Origin of the sequence: Stenomitos frigidus ULC18, from assembly GCF_003003795.1 — a bacterium.
GTDB lineage: Bacteria > Cyanobacteriota > Cyanobacteriia > Leptolyngbyales > Leptolyngbyaceae > Stenomitos > Stenomitos frigidus_A.
This window is the reverse complement of record NZ_PVWK01000098.1, coordinates 80408-98305: the sequence shown is the minus strand read 5'-3', so window position 1 is coordinate 98305 and position 17898 is coordinate 80408. Positions and strand designations below refer to the sequence as shown.

Annotated in this window: 15 protein-coding genes and 1 tRNA gene; 5 read left to right on the top strand and 11 right to left on the bottom strand. The window is 51.2% G+C overall.

Features of this window, described 5'->3' with window-relative positions; genetic code table 11:
• Nucleotides 1–104 precede the first annotated feature (104 nt).
• The 3 genes from gpmI to C7B82_RS17895 all read right to left on the bottom strand — a co-directional run bounded on the left by gpmI (nucleotide 105) and on the right by C7B82_RS17895 (nucleotide 4195).
• Nucleotides 105–1721, bottom strand: a complete 1617-nt coding sequence (gene gpmI, locus C7B82_RS17905; protein WP_339375251.1) for a 2,3-bisphosphoglycerate-independent phosphoglycerate mutase — start codon at nucleotides 1719–1721, stop codon at nucleotides 105–107.
• A 117-nt stretch (nucleotides 1722–1838) separates the two neighbouring features.
• Nucleotides 1839–2753 (bottom strand): ABC transporter permease, encoded by a 915-nt coding sequence (locus C7B82_RS17900; protein WP_106257640.1) that lies wholly within the window; start codon nucleotides 2751–2753, stop codon nucleotides 1839–1841.
• Nucleotides 2754–3019: 266 nt separating this feature from the next.
• Nucleotides 3020–4195: a glycosyltransferase family 2 protein gene (locus C7B82_RS17895; protein ID WP_106257639.1), complete on the bottom strand. Its 1176-nt coding sequence runs from the start codon at nucleotides 4193–4195 to the stop codon at nucleotides 3020–3022.
• Between the two features lie 183 nt (nucleotides 4196–4378).
• Between C7B82_RS17895 and C7B82_RS17890 the strand changes: the two genes are divergently transcribed.
• Nucleotides 4379–5068 carry a hypothetical protein gene (locus C7B82_RS17890; RefSeq protein WP_106257698.1) on the top strand — a complete coding sequence of 230 codons (690 nt, stop codon included), beginning with the start codon at nucleotides 4379–4381 and terminating at the stop codon, nucleotides 5066–5068.
• 620 nt (nucleotides 5069–5688) lie between these two features.
• Nucleotides 5689–6060, top strand: coding sequence for a nuclear transport factor 2 family protein (locus C7B82_RS17885; RefSeq protein WP_106257638.1), 372 nt, complete (start codon nucleotides 5689–5691; stop codon nucleotides 6058–6060).
• A gap of 33 nt (nucleotides 6061–6093) precedes the next feature.
• Here the strand turns inward: C7B82_RS17885 and C7B82_RS17880 are convergent, their stop codons facing one another.
• Both C7B82_RS17880 and C7B82_RS17875 read right to left on the bottom strand, forming a co-directional pair.
• Nucleotides 6094–6798 carry a PHP domain-containing protein gene (locus C7B82_RS17880; protein WP_106257637.1) on the bottom strand — a complete coding sequence of 235 codons (705 nt, stop codon included), beginning with the start codon at nucleotides 6796–6798 and terminating at the stop codon, nucleotides 6094–6096.
• A gap of 305 nt (nucleotides 6799–7103) precedes the next feature.
• Entirely contained in the window at nucleotides 7104–8024 is a 921-nt protein-coding gene (locus C7B82_RS17875; protein WP_106257636.1) for a ferritin-like domain-containing protein, read from the bottom strand.
• A 546-nt stretch (nucleotides 8025–8570) separates the two neighbouring features.
• Between C7B82_RS17875 and C7B82_RS32465 the strand changes: the two genes are divergently transcribed.
• Nucleotides 8571–8729 (top strand): hypothetical protein, encoded by a 159-nt coding sequence (locus C7B82_RS32465; RefSeq protein ID WP_181357552.1) that lies wholly within the window; start codon nucleotides 8571–8573, stop codon nucleotides 8727–8729.
• Here the strand turns inward: C7B82_RS32465 and C7B82_RS17865 are convergent.
• From C7B82_RS17865 to C7B82_RS17855, 3 genes are all read right to left on the bottom strand, one after another.
• The gene (locus C7B82_RS17865; protein WP_106257634.1) at nucleotides 8718–9002 is read right to left on the bottom strand and encodes a hypothetical protein; all 285 of its coding nucleotides are present in this window, start codon (nucleotides 9000–9002) and stop codon (nucleotides 8718–8720) included. The genes C7B82_RS32465 and C7B82_RS17865 overlap by 12 nt on opposite strands.
• A 145-nt stretch (nucleotides 9003–9147) precedes the next feature.
• Nucleotides 9148–9339, bottom strand: a complete 192-nt coding sequence (locus C7B82_RS17860; protein WP_146141184.1) for a hypothetical protein — start codon at nucleotides 9337–9339, stop codon at nucleotides 9148–9150.
• Between the two features lie 188 nt (nucleotides 9340–9527).
• Nucleotides 9528–9734 (bottom strand): DUF4278 domain-containing protein, encoded by a 207-nt coding sequence (locus C7B82_RS17855; RefSeq protein ID WP_106257632.1) that lies wholly within the window; start codon nucleotides 9732–9734, stop codon nucleotides 9528–9530.
• Nucleotides 9735–10158: 424 nt separating this feature from the next.
• Here C7B82_RS17855 and C7B82_RS17850 point away from each other — a divergent pair, with 424 nt between their 5' ends.
• The gene (locus C7B82_RS17850) at nucleotides 10159–13785 is read left to right on the top strand and encodes a WD40 domain-containing protein (RefSeq protein ID WP_245939969.1); all 3627 of its coding nucleotides are present in this window, start codon (nucleotides 10159–10161) and stop codon (nucleotides 13783–13785) included.
• 67 nt (nucleotides 13786–13852) lie between these two features.
• On the opposite strand, the gene C7B82_RS17845 is transcribed toward C7B82_RS17850, so the two are convergent.
• A complete protein-coding gene (locus C7B82_RS17845; RefSeq protein WP_106257631.1) occupies nucleotides 13853–15307 on the bottom strand; it encodes an APC family permease in 1455 nt (484 codons plus the stop codon).
• 540 nt (nucleotides 15308–15847) lie between these two features.
• Nucleotides 15848–16075: a hypothetical protein gene (locus C7B82_RS17835; protein WP_106257696.1), complete on the bottom strand. Its 228-nt coding sequence runs from the start codon at nucleotides 16073–16075 to the stop codon at nucleotides 15848–15850.
• 261 nt (nucleotides 16076–16336) lie between these two features.
• On the opposite strand from C7B82_RS17835, the gene C7B82_RS17830 reads away from it, so the two are divergent.
• Nucleotides 16337–17731 (top strand): glutamine synthetase family protein, encoded by a 1395-nt coding sequence (locus tag C7B82_RS17830; RefSeq protein WP_106257629.1) that lies wholly within the window; start codon nucleotides 16337–16339, stop codon nucleotides 17729–17731.
• A gap of 68 nt (nucleotides 17732–17799) precedes the next feature.
• Here the strand turns inward: C7B82_RS17830 and C7B82_RS17825 are convergent.
• Nucleotides 17800–17884, bottom strand: a tRNA-Ser gene (locus tag C7B82_RS17825).
• Nucleotides 17885–17898 lie beyond the last annotated feature (14 nt).

Genomic DNA, 17898 nt, shown 5'->3' with positions numbered 1-17898 from the left:
AAAGAATCATCCCGCAGGGGCGGGTTTTGTCAATCAATCGTTGCCTTCACCGATATTCTGGTTAAACCCGCTCGTACAGAGAGCAGTTTATTGTTTGGAGCTCCCTAACGCGATACTTGCACCGGAGTCCGGTTCGGCTTCACGTCAAATTCGGCGGGCTGAATCATCGATCGCCCGGTCATTTCCGGCGGTTGAGGCAGCTTCAAAATATCTAGAATGGTGGGAGCAATATCGGCGAGGCGACCATCTTCTCGCAGTGGTACTTCAGTACCATGAACCGGAATCTTACGACCTTCGCCTTCTACCAAAAGAAACGGCACTGGATTGGTAGTGTGCGCCGTCCAGGGGTTACCTTGCCCATCGCACATGACTTCAGCGTTGCCATGATCAGCCGTGATGATGGTCGTGCCACCGGCACTAATGATGCTTTCTAACAAACGACCGAGGCAGCGATCAACCGTTTCCAGGGCACTAACCGTCGGCTCCATCTTGCCGGTATGTCCCACCATGTCGGGATTCGCATAGTTGATCACAATCAGAGAGTAGATGCGCTTACGCACAGCGGCGATCGCGACATCTGTCACTTTTTCGGCAGACATACCAGGAGCGCTGTCATAAGTGGCAACCATTGGACTAGGCACCAGCTCACGATCTTCGCCCTCAAAGGGATCTTCTATGCCCCCGTTGAAAAAGTAAGTGACGTGTGCATACTTCTCAGTTTCAGCCGCGCGAAACTGGCGCAAGCCGTTTTTGGCAAGCACTTCACCTAAAATATTCGTCAAATCTTGCGGTTCAAAGGCGACAGAAGCAGGTAAGTGTGAGTCGTACTGCGTGAATGTGACGAAGAATAGCGGTTTAATCTGCTCGCGCTCAAAGCCATCAAAGGCTGGATCAACGAGTGCCTGAGTCATCTGGCGCGCACGATCGGGGCGGAAGTTAAAGAAAATGATGCCATCTCCAGGCTGCACCGCACCGGATGCAATACGCGTCGGCAGTACAAATTCATCGTTTGTACCGACCGCGTACGATGCGTGTAAGACTTCTAGCGCCGAACGCCCATCGCCTTCGCCGTCCTGCGTCATCACATTGTAGGCAAGCTGCACGCGATCCCAACGGTGATCACGATCCATGCTGTAGTAGCGACCACTCAGAGTCACAATGCGTCCAATGTCGCGATCGGCAATATAGTCCTGGATCTTTTCGACCGAGACCTTGCCTGCTGTCGGTGCAGTATCGCGACCATCCGTAATGACATGAAGACAAACATCACTTAACTGCTGATCCTTCGCCAAGTCGAGTAAGCCAAACAGGTGAGTCAAGTGCGAGTGGACACCGCCATCTGAGCAAAGACCCACTAGATGCAGCTTGGTGCCATTACGCTTAACGTCTTGACAAACTTTGACCAGTGCTGGATTGCTGAGTAGGGTGCCATCTTCCACAGCATCGGAAATCCGCACCAATTCTTGAGGCACGACTCGTCCGGCACCAATATTAAGGTGTCCGACTTCCGAGTTGCCCATCTGCCCATCCGGCAAGCCGACATCCTTACCTGAAGTGCGAATTAACGTATGGGGGTAAGCAGCCCAAAGGCTATCTACGACAGGGGTATGAGCTGCCTTAACGGCATTACATTCAGTCTCTTCTCGGTATCCCCAACCGTCTAAAATCACCAGTACTACTGGAGAAACGGGCGCTTGCGCCATATAAACTCGCCCTTCCATGAATGAGTTCTCCGAAATAATAGCATTGACGCCTCTATCCTTAAAGCTGCAATGAACCTGGAATGCAATCTTTTTATAGTCTTAATGCCTTTGTGAAGCCATTGATGCTTTTAGCCTTCATCCCTCCTCACTCGGCTTCAACCCACTCGTATCGCTCGATTGCACCCGTAGCGTTGGATTGATCCAATCATTTAACCCTTCTCCTAGCAGCGACAGACCAACGACCATCACAGTCATTGCCAGCCCAGGAAACAGCGTCGTCCACCAAATGCCGCCTGTAGAAAGACCATCCAAGGCCTGTCGTAAGTCATAGCCCCACTCGGCAGTTTCTTCTGGCAGACCTAAGCCCAAAAAGCCCAAGCCACCTAACGTCAGAATCGCATCGGCAGCGTTGAGCGTAAACAGCACTGGCACGCTTTGCACCACGTTGAGAAACAGGTAGCGGCTAAGGATCGCCCAGGTCGATGCACCCATTGCCTGTGCCGCTTCGACAAAGAGTTCCGTTTTGACACTGACGGTGTGATTGCGCACGACCCGATAATATTGCGGTACGTAAGCGATGCTAAGAGCGATCGCTGCATTCAACACACCACGACCGACGACAAACGCTAGCGTTACCGATAGCAGCAGCCCCGGCAGTGTGTAGATTGTATCCATCAAAAACAGCAAGAGGCGATCGAGTCTGCCGCCCAAATAACCGCTGACCATCCCCAACGGCACTCCGATCACCAAACTCAACATGGTCGCCAGAATGACCACTTGCAGGGCTGCCTGACTACCAAACACAGTACGAGAGAGCACATCGTAGCCCAGGCGCGTAGTGCCAAACCAATGCCCTAACGACGGAGGCTCTTGAATGGGATTCGCCAAAAACTCAGTGGGGTCTTGCAACCAGCCGATGCTCTGCAACATAGGCGCCAGCATTGCTAAGCCAACAAAAAAGATTGTGATGACTAACCCTACCTGAGTCATCCGTGTTGAGAGGGTGGGGCGATCGGCAAAACGAAAAAGCTGAGGCAAGGAGAAAGCCATGAGTCAGTGGTTGGTTGTTAGTTGCTGGTTGTTATAGCTATGGCCATACTGTTTAGGACGGTGCAGGGGTGGAACCCCTGGCTGGGGGTATGCCCCCACTCCCCCTTTGATCCCAATGTCCTAAGCTTTGTGACAACAGCCATAGCAAGAAAAAGCGGTAGGCAGAAGGGTTGGGAACAGGGGAGGCAGAGGGCTAACGGTAAAGGCTGAAAGCAGAACGCAAATTTTCAACTTCCACTCGTTACTCCTTGTTCTTCTTGCTCAACTCAAAACTCAAAACTTTTTAACGCCTCACCCTTCCGCCCTTTGATCTCGTCCAAATGCTGCTGTGCGATCGCACAATTTACGTCAAAGGAAAGTGCCAGTTCAAACATTGCGAGCGCGTGTTCTGTCTGACCGAGTTGCTCGTAGGCGCGACCCAAACCACAAGCGGGATCAACGGTGAGAGTGGTCTTGGGGCAGGGATCAGTTTGATCATAGCTCCCTTCCTGTCCCATCCGTAGAGCGGTTTCAAAGTACGCGATCGCCCCCAGCGGAAAGCCTAACAGCAGCAGAACTTCGCCTGCGAGGCAATGTAAGGGCGCATGGTTAGGGCACCATTCCAGCCCGCGCTGACACAGTAAGCGAGTGCTTTCCAAATCTTCTGCATCGAGCGATCGCCACCCCAACTCACAAACCAGTGTCGGTACCCAGAAGAAAACCTCGGGAGGTTCGCCACTCAGGATGTGGGGCAAAAGGCGATCAAAGGCTTCGGCGTAGCAGGCTTGAGCCTGGTCTAACTGACCAGTGTTGCTATAGTTCCGTGCCAAACAATCTAGCAGCCACAGGCTTAATGTCTGTTCCTGCCGCATTTTTTCGAGCAGTGGAATGTCTCGATCGAGTGTTTTTTGTAGCACAGCTTGGGGATCGCTGTTGCCGTAGTGCAACAGCTTGAGCCCGTGTAAGGCATCGACCAGCAGGGGTTTACCGTTCTGCTGCCGAAGTTGCTCATGATAGCGACCCGCATAGCGCAAGCCGGGATCATTGCGGAAGAGCCGCACGTGCACACCACCACTGAGATCGTCTTCCAACAGATTAATTTCTGTACGAGTCAGGGCATACCCCATCAGCTCTGACGGCGAGGCAGCCAACTGCTGACGCAACGTACCCGTTTCAACCATGAGCGTTTCATCGGCATCGAGAATCAAAATCCAGTCGCCCGTGACTTTACCTACAGAAAAGTTACGGGCAGCAGCGAAGTCATCGCACCAATCAAAATAATATAGCGTTGCGCCATAGCGTTGCGCGATCGCCACCGTATCATCTTGAGACCCAGTATCGACAACAACAATTTCATCGACGTAGGCTTGGGCACTCGACAAGCAACGCGCCAGATGCTCACTCTCATTTTTGACGATCATGCATAGAGATAGCAGTGGCTTGGGCTGAGAAATCGATGTCATGAGAGTGCCATACGCCTACACAACAGTAGAAACCTGAATATACTCCAATGTATGGCATGGGATCAGCCGAAGGGTGTTGCAGACTTACCAACTAGCAATGAGCCATCTACTCCTACACCGCTGATTTTAGTTAAAGTAAAGAAACCATCCCTAAAGGTAGAAGACATTTTTTTAATTCAACTCATGAATTTCTTTAACGTCGATGAACCGTTGATCCGTAAAAAACAAGAAGCACTCGATGTCCAAGATTTACAAGGGTTATGGCGGCTACGTTGGCGGATTGGGCGAGTCAGTCTTTTATCTTTGCTTTACACCCGTATCGATCAAGTTTTTGTCATTTGGGGCTGGATTACAGGACTCATCTTCGTTACGGCTCAATTTTTGCCTCTAAGCTGGCAGCTACAGGCAGTTTTGTGGTCAGTGTTAACGTTGACTGGCATGTTGGGGATGTCAACGTTAGCCTGGTTCTGGGTTCGAGTTGAGCAGCTTTGTTGGCTCGTTTATGTGTGGGTCGGACTCATGCTTGTCGGCTTGAGCCTAACCAACTGCGGAATTTTTCTTCATTGGGGGCAAGTTTTAATGCAGCTCTGTCCGATGTGGTTGGGGCTAAGTGCGATCGGCTACTTCTGCACAGGCTGGGGCATGCGATCGCGAACTTTTATGCTGGCAGGTGTACTGCATTTGCTGGGTATTGCGGTGCTACCCTACAGCGCTCAGTGGTCGTTTGCTACAACGGGTGCGGTTATTGCCGGCACCCTGCTGTTTTTAGCAGAGGTGCAATGGGACATGCGTCCACCTTCTGCAACAGCGCTCTTAACGATTGAACAGCAGCAATTCAACCGCGAACAATACCAGCGTAGACTCACTAAATAAGGGCACTACGTTTAGCCTTGTTAACGGCATTGCTCCATCTCCTTAATAGTCTCCTTCTAAAGGTTTAGCGTTTAGCCTTGTAGTTCCTCCAATGGGGATAGACTCGCTCTAGCCTTACGGGGGAATCGATTCAAAGCTCCAGTTGCTAAAATCAAGGTAGAGTTGTGAAGACAGTTCGCTGTATGGGTGTTATACCGCTGTGACTCAGAACTTTACCCCCAAGGAGAGCGACCGCCAGAGTAAAGACAGTGCGACAGTCAAACAATAGGAACGGTTGTGGAGTTTTTGTCGCTTCCTCCACTTTGCTACTACCAATGGGAGGTTAAACCCTTCATCAGAGCGGCCAGAGGTAGAAGACGTTCATGTTGTGGTTCAGAGCTTAAATTGAGTCTTGGAATTTGCTTGGTCTTATGACTTGACCTTACGTATGCAGTTTCAAGACTCTTTGTTCTTGGCAAAACTGCTCAGCTACTATGCCTTCACAACGGTGTGGCAACGGTAATTTCCTGTTCGTGTCGTTTATGCTAGCGATCACATTAGTTCTATCGCTAGCATTCCATCCTGCAAGCGGGTCAGCCGAGCCATTACTCGCTTCAACTGTCAAAACGGAGGTCATGAGAATGGCACCTGATGTCGTGCGATCGCTTATTGAACGAGCTGCAGCTAGCTGGATCAAAGGCGATGCCAAAGCGTTTGCCGCACTGTTTACGCCTGATGGTGAGTTTGTGGTACCAGGACAGCACTTGATGGGTCGTGGGGCGATCGAGAAGGTTGCGTCAGAGTTTGCTACAAGCCATGCCCAAGTCAACATTAGAATTCAGCGCATCATCATCGATCACCTACAAGCAGTCGTTGAGTGGCAATGGGAAGAGACTGAGAATAGCACTGGGAAGCAGACTCGGGCCGATGATGCAATTGTCATTGATTTTGTCGATGGTCACATCAAACGGTGGCGAGAGTACATTGATAGCGAAACGCCACAGGTGAACTAGGACACTCCTGATCACCTGTGGCGCTTGCTTGCACTAAAGTCGCTGTAGAAGGCTCAACCCATGAGTATCAGTCCCGCATGTGTTCAACAGGTTGAAAGCAGCGCTTAGACGCTGCACTCGCCCCGTCTGTTCAGGACTAGTTTGCCAAGGGTTGGGGTTGTTGTAGGCATAGTAGGCTTCTACGCCATCAATGCCAAACTGAGCGGCCTGGGGGATCAAGTCTTCAGGCGATCGCTTATAGCGAACTGGATGCGCCAAAACTGCTAACCCACCCGCTTGATGAATCGCGCTAATCACTCGTTCAGCCTTTGCGTCCTCTCCTTGCGGTGCATGACGCTGGAGGTAACGCTGCATTGCAGGGCTTTCGGGATCAAAGGCATAGCCGAGAATGTGAACTTCCGTATCGAGCAGACGTGATGTGACCTCAACGCCAACCCAAAGATGTGGCAGGAAGCGGTCTTGTTCTAAATGCTGTTCATCGAGCCAGCGTTGGGCGATGCGGTAGCCATTGACAGAGTGATGATCGGTAATGGCAAACCCTTGCAGACCGATCGCGATCGCCTGCTGCATCAGTGCTTCTGGGCGCAGCTGTCCGTCAGAATTGACGGTGTGCATATGAAAATTAAACGACGTTGGGCAACTGCCAGCGTGAACCTGCTCAAACACGTGTCTCAGTGCGGTTACGTCACGTGCGGCAGGAATTAAAGGATTAGACGCTGGAGCCAGTTCGACAGCCATAGGTGCCTCAGGGAATAGATGGGCTTGTCTTGTTTACTATGTGTTTACTATACATATTTTAACCTTTGTTCATCTGGGGTAATTTTGGCTACCGCATTTCTACAGGTCATTGATCAGATAGTTGGCAAAGCAGGCGCTCTCGATGAGACGTCACGCTTAACAACCACTTGGCATAGCGCCATTCCAGAATGCGGCATAGAAGGTGGAGACCAAAAAATAAAGAGACACCACAATGAAGGTGTCTCTCTAACCTTGCTCTCAAAGAGCTAAATGGTTTAAAGCCCAAGATTCAAAACCTGCCTGGGCTAAGCAGAGGTTGTTTTTGCAGTCTGTTTGGGTTTTGTTTGCTCCACGCTGTTGCGGTTCAACCCACCCAAAAACATCGGCACAAATTTTTCCATAAAAGCCTTGGGGTCACGCTTCCAGGCTCGCTGGGCAACATCAATGCGCGTCAGCTGCAGATCGGGTGACAGCAGCGTTTGAGGTAAACGCTCCATCAAATATTGTGGACGCTCCCACACCGACATCGTGTTGGCAATGTCTAGCAAGTTGCTGACGCGACGCAGTTCCGCGCCGAGTGTAATGTCCATACCAGACTCAAAGGCAGCCTGCTCGATCGCCGAGTACCGCTGCTTTGCCGTCTCTACTTTGCGGCGATGCTCTGGGCTCTTATCTGCTAGTTTTGCCAGCCAGCGATTGCCCCAGCGCACATGCCCTGCTTCTTCTGGAAAAATACGCTCGATCGTTTCGCGAATTTTGATATTTTCGTCGGTTTGGGGTGCTTGCTTCAACGCATAGATATGAGCGGAAAAATACTCGCAGCCACGCTTTTCAGTCACGTTAATCGCAGCCAGAGTCGAGATCAGAAACCCATCTAGATCAGTTTCTGCATCGTGCAGTTCGGCATCAAGTAACCGCTCAAATTCTTGAATGTAGGAAGAACCCGGTGGTGTCCCAACGCTCGAACCGAGATCAACCAGCAAGTCAGTCAGCCACATGGCGTGGCGGGCTTCATCGGAAATATGTCGCGATAAATCCTTGATCAACTCAGGCGATTTGCCGTCCAGTTGCTCAATCAAGTTCGTGAGATCTTTGCAACTGCGCTGTTCACTATAGCGGTAACGGTTGAGCGTGATCAGGTGAATTTCGCGATCGCGCACAACCTGGCTGAGAATTTGGCGTGCACCTAGATTTTTACTTAGCTTGCGGGGATAAGCGACAGTCATTTTTTGATCTCAGTTTGTGATTTGATAGCGGTTTGTTAACTACGGTCGATCGTAACGGAAGCGGTTGAAGCCATTGGCTAGCAGGCTTCAGCGATGCATGCAAGGTCGCCTGTAAAGGCGTCAGCAGCCTGTTTAGCAAGCGCTTAGCCGTTTCAAGTCGTCCGTATCGACATTGCTCGTAGGAAGAATGCACATGCGGTTGAAGTCATGATACAAACCACGGCCTACTGTAACTGATTGTAACGAAGTCTGTTCAGAAATGCTGCAGATGAGTTGCTGAAACAATGGGGTCAGATTTGGCTAACGCTGGCTAACATGTTTTTTGCACAGCCGTAAACAGAGGTTATTGTGTTAGCAAAGACAAAGGTTTGCTAATCAGCCGCAGTCGTTAGTTTGAGCATGCCTAAAAACGATGTCCTTCGCTATCGTTCTGATGGTATCCGATGTCCTGCGACCTGTAGCTGTTGTGCTACTAGAAACTGTTTTCAAAGCAGCGATCACTCATGATGGTCTCACAAGCATCGTGGCTTGTGGAGGAACCTTGGGATGGGCGATCGCGCTCAGACTTTTCATTGCCAGACATCGCTCGACACCGCTTTCCCAGAGTCGCCGAGCGTGACAGATGGCGAGTTGAGCCAGTTACTTACAACCGATCGTACTCTAAATCGCCATCTCACAGCTGGTTTGAGCTGGCTATACCACTGACCATTTGCAAACTAGCTTGCCATTTTCATCCACCCAACGGGCTTCTAAGTGAGGCTTTTTACTGGGCGGCGGCGTTCCATCAGTGGGCGCAGAAAGAGGAGAATCAAGCACATTGAGCCTGCCATCATGGGGAAAATCATTTCTCCCATTACCGCTTGGCGTATGGTTGCTTTCTAAACTTCTAACCGTCTGACCTGCAGGCAGCACATGTCTGCAGTCGTCTTCTCTTGGGTCAATCATCAGGTGATTGACGTTGGTAGGTGTCGTGGTCATGTGGATTCATCCTTAGAGAAGTGTGTTTTAATGCGTGAAAAGTTCGTTTTTTGGTACTTCGCACGGCGAATGCCTTTACTCAGCGCGCGACGAAATCATTTGCCAGCACCGATCGCTTGCAAAAGGCTGGTATTACTGTTTCTGTCTAGATTTCGCCTGGAATCTGATAGCGCCAGTTCACAGTACGGAGCTTGCGATCGATGGAAAGGCGACGGGGAGAGTATTCGATGGTTTGGCCTGGGATCTGGTAGCGCCAGTTCACAGCACGGGGTTTGCGATCGATGGGAAGGCAGCGGGGAGAGTATTTGATGGTTTCTCCGCGATAAATCAGTTGCATTGGCAGGCCTCTAAATTGCATGGTGAATGAATGGCCTTTACTGAAGCGATTCCTGAGAAAGGTTTTCCCCAGTAGAGACGCAAGACCTTATGCCTCTCACTGAGAGGCACAAATGAGCAGTCATTGAAGTGCTGAAAAGCCTCTTATGAATGTGGGAGGCATTGCCAGCTAGTCTGAATCCTGGCTTCTCAGTAGCGATAGCCAACGCCGCGGTATGTCAAGGACGCGCCTGCAAGTGATGCATGAGCAGTCCTTACACCAGTGACACGAGCGCTCAGATACGAACTGCCACGGTAATTGAGCACGATCGCCTTTAATACACCGCTATGAAGTTGAACGGAATCTGTATGAGGAGAACTAGGGCGGTAGGGCATACCGCGATACTTTAAAAACATGGTGACAGAGCTCCAGGTAAGATCAGCGGAACAACGTTATTTCGCATCATGCTTTGAGGTGCTCAGCATGGGAAACGTAACGCTGTATCCAGTTCAACAACCTTGCCTTGGCTGATTCAAAACGTCCAGGACAGTCAGCCACTTAAGTTAGCCACTTAAGGCTTGCTTCAAAAACAACCGAGAGCTGAAGCATAAAAGCCTCTCCAAGCAACGTTTTCAGATTTTTCAAAGAGTGCTCAATCCAGTCCATCTGGTCAGTTAGGCAGAAAGCTACAAAGGTCGAAAAAATACCCATGTGGGTGATGTGTTAACCATCAGCATCATTTAAATTTGAAGACCTGATCTTTATTTCTCAGTCCATCGATTCACTGTGTAGAGGTCTGTTCACCGTGTAGAACTGTATGCCTAAGTGACACACACAAATTTGAAGTTACTTCCTGGTTTGGGTGGTACAGCTCATTCTGCCCAAAAACGCAAGCGAGGCGTGATTCTGTCAGCCTGGGGTTGGCAGCGTCTCCAAGACGCTCAAGAGCGGACAGCCATTGCTGCGAATGGGGGGTATACCTACACTCTGGAGCAGTTAAGTGATCTAACCGGGCTGAGTGTTCGCTCCATTAGTCGGCTGCAAAGTTGCAAAGTTGCGGTCGATCGCCAAACCCTAGAAGGTTTTTTTCGCGCCTTCAACCTGACGCTGACCGAACAGGACTACCTTCAGCCAGAAACCGCCGTCGTACAGCCGCTCCATGCGATCGCCCAAGATTGGGGAGAGGCTCCCGATGTTTCATGCTTTTATGGACGCACCACAGAACTTACCACACTCACCCAATGGATGCTACAAGACCACTGTCGTCTCATTGGGATTGTCGGCCTTGGTGGCATCGGCAAAACGGCTCTAGCAGCCAAACTAGCAGAACAGACGAAGGGCCATTTTACCTATGTCATCTGGCGATCGATGCGCAATGCCCCTCCGCTCGAAAGCTTGTTAGCGGAATTAATCTCCTTCCTCTCAGGGCAGCAGGAGACCAAAGCCGATGTCAACAGCTTGCTTCAGTGTCTGCGGCAGACTCGCTGTCTGATTGTTTTAGACAATGTGGAAACCCTGTTAGAAACGAGAAATCAGGCTGTACACTACCGCCCGGGCTATGAAGCGTATGGAGAACTGCTGCGAGTGGTGGCAACCACTCGTCATCAGAGCTGTTTCGTGCTCACCAGTCGGGAGAAATGTGCTCAGTTTGCCCAGTTAGAAGGGGGTGAGTTGGCGGTGCATGGTTTGTCCCTGAGCGGTTCTCCAGAAGCGGCTGAGGCGTTGCTGGTGGCTACGGGGTTAGCCGGAACCAATCAAGAACAGACGTTGTACGATGCGCCTGCAAAGGCGCTGTGCGATCGCTATCGGTGTAACCCTCTGGCCTTGAAAATTGTTGCAACAACCATTCGCGATTTATTCGGTGGTAATATTGCCCTGTTTTTGGAACAAAATGTCACCCTCTTTGGTGATATTTCCGACTTAATTCAACAACATTACAGCCGCCTTTCGCACCTAGAGCAGCGGGTGATGCTCTGGCTGGCAATCAATCGAGAATGGGTCTCTTTTACCCAACTACAGGCAGATTTGCAAAGGAGCGTGTCGCCAATCCGGTTGATGGAAGCCCTGCAGCTTTTGGAGGGGCGATCGCTGATTGAAACCAACGCGGGGCAATTCACCTTACAACCCGTGGTGATGGAATATGCCACAGAGGTTTTGATCGATCGCGTGTGTCATGAGATTAGCGATCGTTCATCGACGGCTCCCTTGCAGCCTGGCTCCTTTCTGCAATCCTATGCTCTTATCAAAGCCCAGGACAAAGACTACATTCGAGAGAGTCAAATTCGCGTGATTCTGACACCGTTGCTGGGTCGATTGCTGAGCCAGTTGGGCTCCCAAAAAGAGATTGTGTACCAATTGCAGCAAATTCTTTCTCGCCTACAAACCGAGTGTCCGAATCAGGCTGGCTATGCAGGCGGTAACATCATTAACCTCTTGTGCCACCTCCACGTAAATCTGAGCGGCTATAACTTTTCCTATCTCAGCCTTTGGCAAGCCGATCTTCAGCAGGTGGATCTCCATCAGGTTGATTTTACACATTCTGACCTGTCAAACGCCAGGTTTGCCCAGCCATCTGGCAGTATTTTGGCCGTTGCTTTTAGCCCCGATAGTCAACTGCTGGCGATCGGCGATACCCATAATGCCGTTGGACTATGGCAAGTGGCTGATGGAAAACCCAGAGCCGTTTTGAGAGGGCATAGTGGTTGGGTTTGGGCGGTTGCCTGGAGTCTCGATGGGCACCTGCTAGCGAGTGGCGGTGAAGATCAAAATGTGAGGCTGTGGAGCACTGAAACGGGCGCGTGCTTGGGTTCGTGGCAAGGGCATCAAGGTGCCGTCCGATCGCTAGCCTGGCAACCCAATGGGCACCTCCTTGCCAGTAGTGGGGATGATCACGACATTCGGCTCTGGCATAGGCGGCGTCAAGAACCCGTGAAGACGTTGCAAGGGCACAGAAATTGGGTTATGTCTGTGGCGTGGAGTCCAGATGGTCAAACCCTTGCCAGTGCGTCTCTGGATCAAACCATTCGACTGTGGGATGGTGAAAGCGGTGAGTGTCTGAAAAGCCTCACGGGACATGATAGTGGCATTTGGTCGATCGCCTGGAGTCCCAATGGCACATGGCTGGCGACGGGTAGTGAAGATCACAGCGTCAAAATCTGGGATGCGGCGAGCGGCAAATGTCTCAAGACCCTGCAACAAAAGCATGCGGGAGTCTTTGCGGTTGCCTGGAATGCTGATAGCAAACTCCTTGCCAGTGGCGGTGAAGACCGGAACATCACGATCTGGGATACCGTGAATGATCGGTGCCTCAAAACCTTACAGGGACACAGCAACTCGATCTGGACTGTAGCATGGAGTGCGGATGGTTCAGTGTTGGCGAGTGGATCGCATGATCAAACTGTACGGTTGTGGAGTGGGTCCAACGGTCGATCGAGTGACTGCCGCAACCTCAAAACCTTACAGGGATACAACAATGCTGTGTTTGCTGTGGCCTGGAGTCCCGATGGCACCACCCTTGCTAGCAGCAGTGCTGATCATAGAGTGAAGCTGTGGCTTGCGGATACAGGCGTGTGCTTGAAAACCTTACGGGGACACAGCAATTGGGTTTGGGGGTTAGCCTGGAGTCCCGATGGTGCCACCCTTGCCAGTGGATCGGATGACTGCACCCTGCGGCTCTGGAGTGCTGGTACGGGCGAATGCTTCAAAAATTTGCAAGGACATACAGCCTGGGTTTGGGGGGTAGCCTGGAGTCCCGACGGCCAAAGGCTGGCGAGCGGGTCTGGCGACCTGAGCATTCGGCTGTGGGATGTGCAGCAGGGTCAATGTCTGAACGTTTTACAGGGACACAGTAATTGGGTTTGGGCGGTAGTCTGGAGTCCGGATGGGGCCACCCTTGCCAGTGCGTCCCACGATCGAACGGTTCGACTATGGGATGGCAAAACTGGCAACTGTCTAAACGTTTTGGAGGGACATGCTAACTCGATTGAATCGGTTGTCTGGAGCCCCGATGGCACCACCCTCGCCAGTGCGTCCCATGATCACACAATTCGGCTGTGGGATAGCACGACTGGCAAGTGTTTGAATGTTTTGCAGGGGCACAGCAATATGGTCAGAATGGTGGCGTGGAGCCCCGATGGCACCACGCTTGCTAGTGCATCCCATGATCAAACGATTCGATTGTGGGATGCTTGCACAGGAGCCTGCCTGAAGATTCTGGAGGGGCACACCAGTCAGGTTTGGTCGGTGGCGTGGCGTCCCGCCTGTCAGGATCACTCGGAAACGCCCGATCGAGTTTTGGCAAGCGGCAGCGGCGATGAAACCATCAAGCTTTGGGATACCAAAACGGGTGAATGTTTGAAAACGCTTAGAACCGATCGCCTCTATGAAGGAATGATCATCACTCAGGCAACCGGACTTACAGAGGCTCAAAAAGCGACCTTGCAGGCATTGGGAGCGATCTCAGACTAAGAGGATTTCTATACGCTTTAAACAGCCTCTCACATCACCAGGCAGCGACATAACGCGATTCAATAGGCTAACCAAGGTCTGTTTCATCTGCCACAAAACGCTGCCCTGCCTGACGAATCGCCTCCGGTCGATGAGTTTGCAGAAACCGCAAGACCCCGACTCCCAATAGAAGCCAGATTCCCATCACGATCGGGGCAAAGCGATGGGGCGCAGGCGGGATGGGGTAAAGTGTGCCGCCCAAGATGATCCCAATCGCCAGGATCGAGCACCCAGGCAACAGTCCATGCTTCAGCCAATGCCAATGATCGGGACGTTTCACTCTAAAGTACTGCAAGCACGCCAAACTCACTAACCCATACATGAGCAGACCCGCTATCGTTAACAGCGTACCAAAAAAGCCGATGGCTTGAATCGGCGTCCAGAGCTGTCCCAGGCTCAAACCCACAGGCAGCGAGAGGCCGTTCAAGCCCAAAATCGCGTTCGTTGGCGTACGATAGAGCGGATGAATGTGCCCCAACCACCCTGGAAACAGCCCTTCCCGACTGATTGCATAGATAACCCGTGCGGCACCATTGGTAATGGCAACCGTAGCCGCGTAACCCGCTATGATGCTAGCAAGATCGATGAGTAGCGCAAACCCATTGCCCAAAAAGCGACGCGCGATCGTATCGAAAGGAGCGGCATCTTGAGCAAACGCTGCCATATTGCCCATTCCATAACCCAATACCGCCACATAGGACATCAACACATAGAACGCTCCCACCAGCATTAACGCCATAACCATCGCCTTGGGAATTGCCTGACGCGGCTTCTGGGCTTCCTCTCCCAACGTTGTCACCGACTCAAACCCTAAAAAACCGAGGATGGCTAAAATGGTTCCCAGAAACAGGTTGTTGGGCTGCGGGAGTGCACTCACGGTAAAAGGCGCTAGCGTTAGTTGCTCAGTCGCTCCCAGTTGCATCAACACGGCGATCGCCAGGATCAAGCAAACGCCAATTTCAAAGATCAAAAACACAATGTCAGTTTGCAAAGAAAACCGAATACCGCGATAGCAGATGCCCCAGATGATTGCAGTCAGGAGGAAATACCACACCGTCCAATCAAGCTGTAGCTGCAACCCTTGCAGCAGCAACGCCTGAAGGCTAGTGCTTATCAACATCAGAACAAATGGAATTGAGAGGCCATAAAACGCTAAGCCTAGCCATCCTGCAATAAAGCCCCATCTCACTCCCAATCCTTGCGTGACAAACAGGTAGCAAGAGCCACTAGCAGGCAATTCAACTGCCATTTCACTCATCTGAAGCGCAATCAACAGCACCACGCCAAAGCCGATGACATAGCATAATGGAATCGCAGTACCGACCAATCCAGCTTGTGGAATCGTATTAAAAAAAATACATCCTGTTGGCGCAATGGCTGCGATCGACATCACCAGCAAATGGTTTAGGCGCAGTGTATCGCGGCGCAATGTTGGCACCTTTTTAGGGTCTTCTAAATCTTTAGCGTCTTCTAAAAGAGACATCTCTTAACCTTATGCGATCGTACTGTTGCCGTCTTTCTAGCCGAGGAAATGGAGGCCTGATGCCTCAGTTGTCATTTCGTCAACACTGCTCGATTTCTGAAGATCAACTGTTTAACCGTTCATCAGGGCATCGACTAGGGTCGAAGGAGGTAGCCGGTCGATGCCAACCACTATCCTTTACCTCTACCCTCTACCGTGTAGGAATTCCGCAAGTTTTATACCACCCAGTAAAGGCAACCGCCTGTGAGGCAAAAATAGCAGTAGCAGATGATGGACAACATGAGGCCGTCAATACAGAAAGATGGCGCATCTTCCGATGAAGCAATGACGTGCACCCAAGCAACCTGGATCTTCTACAGCTACCCAATCGTCCGGATTAATCATGAGTCGAGCAATTAAATCTAAAGCCAGCTGGGAACCATTCACATTAATGACTTGTTCCGCACTGCATCGAACCGCATGAGAGCGGCAGAGATAGTCTGAGATCGCCATGCGGAGCGGGAAATGCCATCTTGCTTCTCATGCACCGAAATTGCCTGTTCACCACAACAAATCGTTGATCAGTCCATAAACACCCACAAAATTAATGCGGCCGATCGCCAGCATACAGCGGATTTTTGCATGGGTGCGATGAACCCTCGACGCTGCCAGCAGACTCAGCGGCGCGATCGCCAAAGTGAAACAGGAGGAAAACTTATAACGCAAAAAGCGCAGGTATTTTGCAAGCGCAGGTCGATTTTTGGAGCTTGTTAGCAAATCTTGGCTCATCGCCATCTCTTCATAACAAACTGGATCGAAATCATGAACAAAACTCATATTTATAAAATATGAACAGCATTCGTGTTTTGTCAAGGGAAATATGAACGACGCTCATGTATTTTCGAGCCTTGGTGTCGTTTGTCTTTTTTGATGCATTTCGGCTTCATGAATTCCAGTTTGATGAGTTCCAGTTTGATGCCTTGCAAATGCATAATGGTCGCGGTTGCCCCCATCCAAGCATCCCCCTCCCCCTAGTCAGGAGCTTTGTTCATGAGTCTTTCAGTTAAAGCATTTCCAGTGACCAGTCCCAAAACAAATGTGCTAGCAGCCATTCAGCAGTTGTTTAAAAACGGCACTGTTGAGTTTGTCCGTTTTGAGCAACCCGACACCCACGGCATTTCCCGGTTCAAAACCGTTCCGGCTCGCCACTTTGAGTCATTTACGCAAAAGGGGCTGAACTTTCCGCTTCCCACGCTAGGGCTAGATGTCCAGGGAGCCACAGCGCCCAATACAGGCGTGTTGGAGGAAATCTGTTTTGGCGATGCCTACCTGTTGCCCGACCTGGAAACCTTTCAGATCTTGCCCTGGGCCGATAAAACAGCACGGGTGATTGGACAGCCCTACTATCTTGATGGCACGCCCGTACCCACATCCTCCCGGCAAATTGTAAAAGCACTGCTGGCAGAGCTAGAGCAGTTGGGCTATCGCCTGCTAACTGGGTTTGAATATGAATTTTATCTGGTGGATGAAGTCACCCGGCAGGCAAGTTTTCCAGGCATTCAATTGTTCGGTCGGTTGCCCCGTCAGGATGAGGGGGTGATTTATGAGATTCTGCGATCGCTACCAGCGGTAGGTGTTGACATCATCACAGCTGATCTGGAGTATGGCCCCGGTCAGATTGAGATTAACTTTGCACCCGCCTGGGGCCTGGACTCTGCCGATCAAGCCTTCACGTTTAAGAATGCAGTCAAAGAAATTGCTCACCGCCACGGCAAAATTGCCTCCTTCATGACTAAACCCTGGATCGACCAGAGCGCCAGTGGTTGCCACTTCAACCAGTCGCTCTGGCAGGGGAAAAACAGCGCCTTCTTCGATCGAGACGACCCAGATGGACTGTCGGCCGTCGCTCGTCATTATCTGGCAGGGCAATTAGCCCATGCACCAGCGTTGACCGCTCTCATTGCGCCCACCATCAATTGCTGGAAACGCTTTCAGCCCAACGCCTTCGCTCCCACCAATATCACCTGGGGCATTGATAATCGCACCACGGCTATTCGGGTTAAAGCCCTGAAGGATGAACGCACCCATATTGAAAATCGACTCGGCACTGGCTCAAACAATCCCTACATTGTCATGGCGGCAATGCTGGCGGCGGGACTAGATGGCATCAAGCGTAAATTGGAGCCACCAGCCCCTATCCAAATTGTGGCGGATAGCTTGTCGGAACCGCCGCCCTTGCCCACTCGTCTGGAAACGGCTCTGGATGCTCTGGAGCAAGATGTCGTGATTCGAGAAGCCCTTGGTGAGCCATTTATCCATTTGTTTGTGGGGCTGAAGCGGTTTGAAATCGAAAAAGCCAAAGCCGCGATCGCCAACTACGACAACCCTGAGTTCCTCAATCAGGTAACGGATTGGGAACGGCAGGAATTTTTTGACGTATTATGAGCCACCTGACTGCCATTGATGCCGGCTTGATACGTCATGACAGAAGGGTGAGAAACCCGGTTTTAAAACGGAGAGGGGGAGATTCGAACTCCCGTTGAGTTACCCCAAACCTGATTTCGAGTCAGGCGCATTCGACCACTCTGCCACCTCTCCAGAAGGGCTTAGTT

What these genes read in the sequence shown, in the direction of transcription:
- C7B82_RS32465 (WP_181357552.1), top strand. Translation starts at nt 8,571, where the DNA reads ATGGGCGATCGCGCTCAGACTTTTCATTGCCAGACATCGCTCGACACC.
- C7B82_RS17830 (WP_106257629.1), top strand. Translation starts at nt 16,337, where the DNA reads ATGAGTCTTTCAGTTAAAGCATTTCCAGTGACCAGTCCCAAAACAAAT.
- C7B82_RS17890 (WP_106257698.1), top strand. Translation starts at nt 4,379, where the DNA reads ATGAATTTCTTTAACGTCGATGAACCGTTGATCCGTAAAAAACAAGAA.
- C7B82_RS17885 (WP_106257638.1), top strand. Translation starts at nt 5,689, where the DNA reads ATGGCACCTGATGTCGTGCGATCGCTTATTGAACGAGCTGCAGCTAGC.
- C7B82_RS17855 (WP_106257632.1), bottom strand. Translation starts at nt 9,734, where the DNA reads ATGTTTTTAAAGTATCGCGGTATGCCCTACCGCCCTAGTTCTCCTCAT.
- C7B82_RS17895 (WP_106257639.1), bottom strand. Translation starts at nt 4,195, where the DNA reads ATGACATCGATTTCTCAGCCCAAGCCACTGCTATCTCTATGCATGATC.
- C7B82_RS17900 (WP_106257640.1), bottom strand. Translation starts at nt 2,753, where the DNA reads ATGGCTTTCTCCTTGCCTCAGCTTTTTCGTTTTGCCGATCGCCCCACC.
- C7B82_RS17835 (WP_106257696.1), bottom strand. Translation starts at nt 16,075, where the DNA reads ATGAGCCAAGATTTGCTAACAAGCTCCAAAAATCGACCTGCGCTTGCA.
- C7B82_RS17860 (WP_146141184.1), bottom strand. Translation starts at nt 9,339, where the DNA reads ATGCAACTGATTTATCGCGGAGAAACCATCAAATACTCTCCCCGCTGC.
- C7B82_RS17845 (WP_106257631.1), bottom strand. Translation starts at nt 15,307, where the DNA reads ATGTCTCTTTTAGAAGACGCTAAAGATTTAGAAGACCCTAAAAAGGTG.
- C7B82_RS17880 (WP_106257637.1), bottom strand. Translation starts at nt 6,798, where the DNA reads ATGGCTGTCGAACTGGCTCCAGCGTCTAATCCTTTAATTCCTGCCGCA.
- C7B82_RS17865 (WP_106257634.1), bottom strand. Translation starts at nt 9,002, where the DNA reads ATGACCACGACACCTACCAACGTCAATCACCTGATGATTGACCCAAGA.
- C7B82_RS17875 (WP_106257636.1), bottom strand. Translation starts at nt 8,024, where the DNA reads ATGACTGTCGCTTATCCCCGCAAGCTAAGTAAAAATCTAGGTGCACGC.
- gpmI (WP_339375251.1), bottom strand. Translation starts at nt 1,721, where the DNA reads ATGGAAGGGCGAGTTTATATGGCGCAAGCGCCCGTTTCTCCAGTAGTA.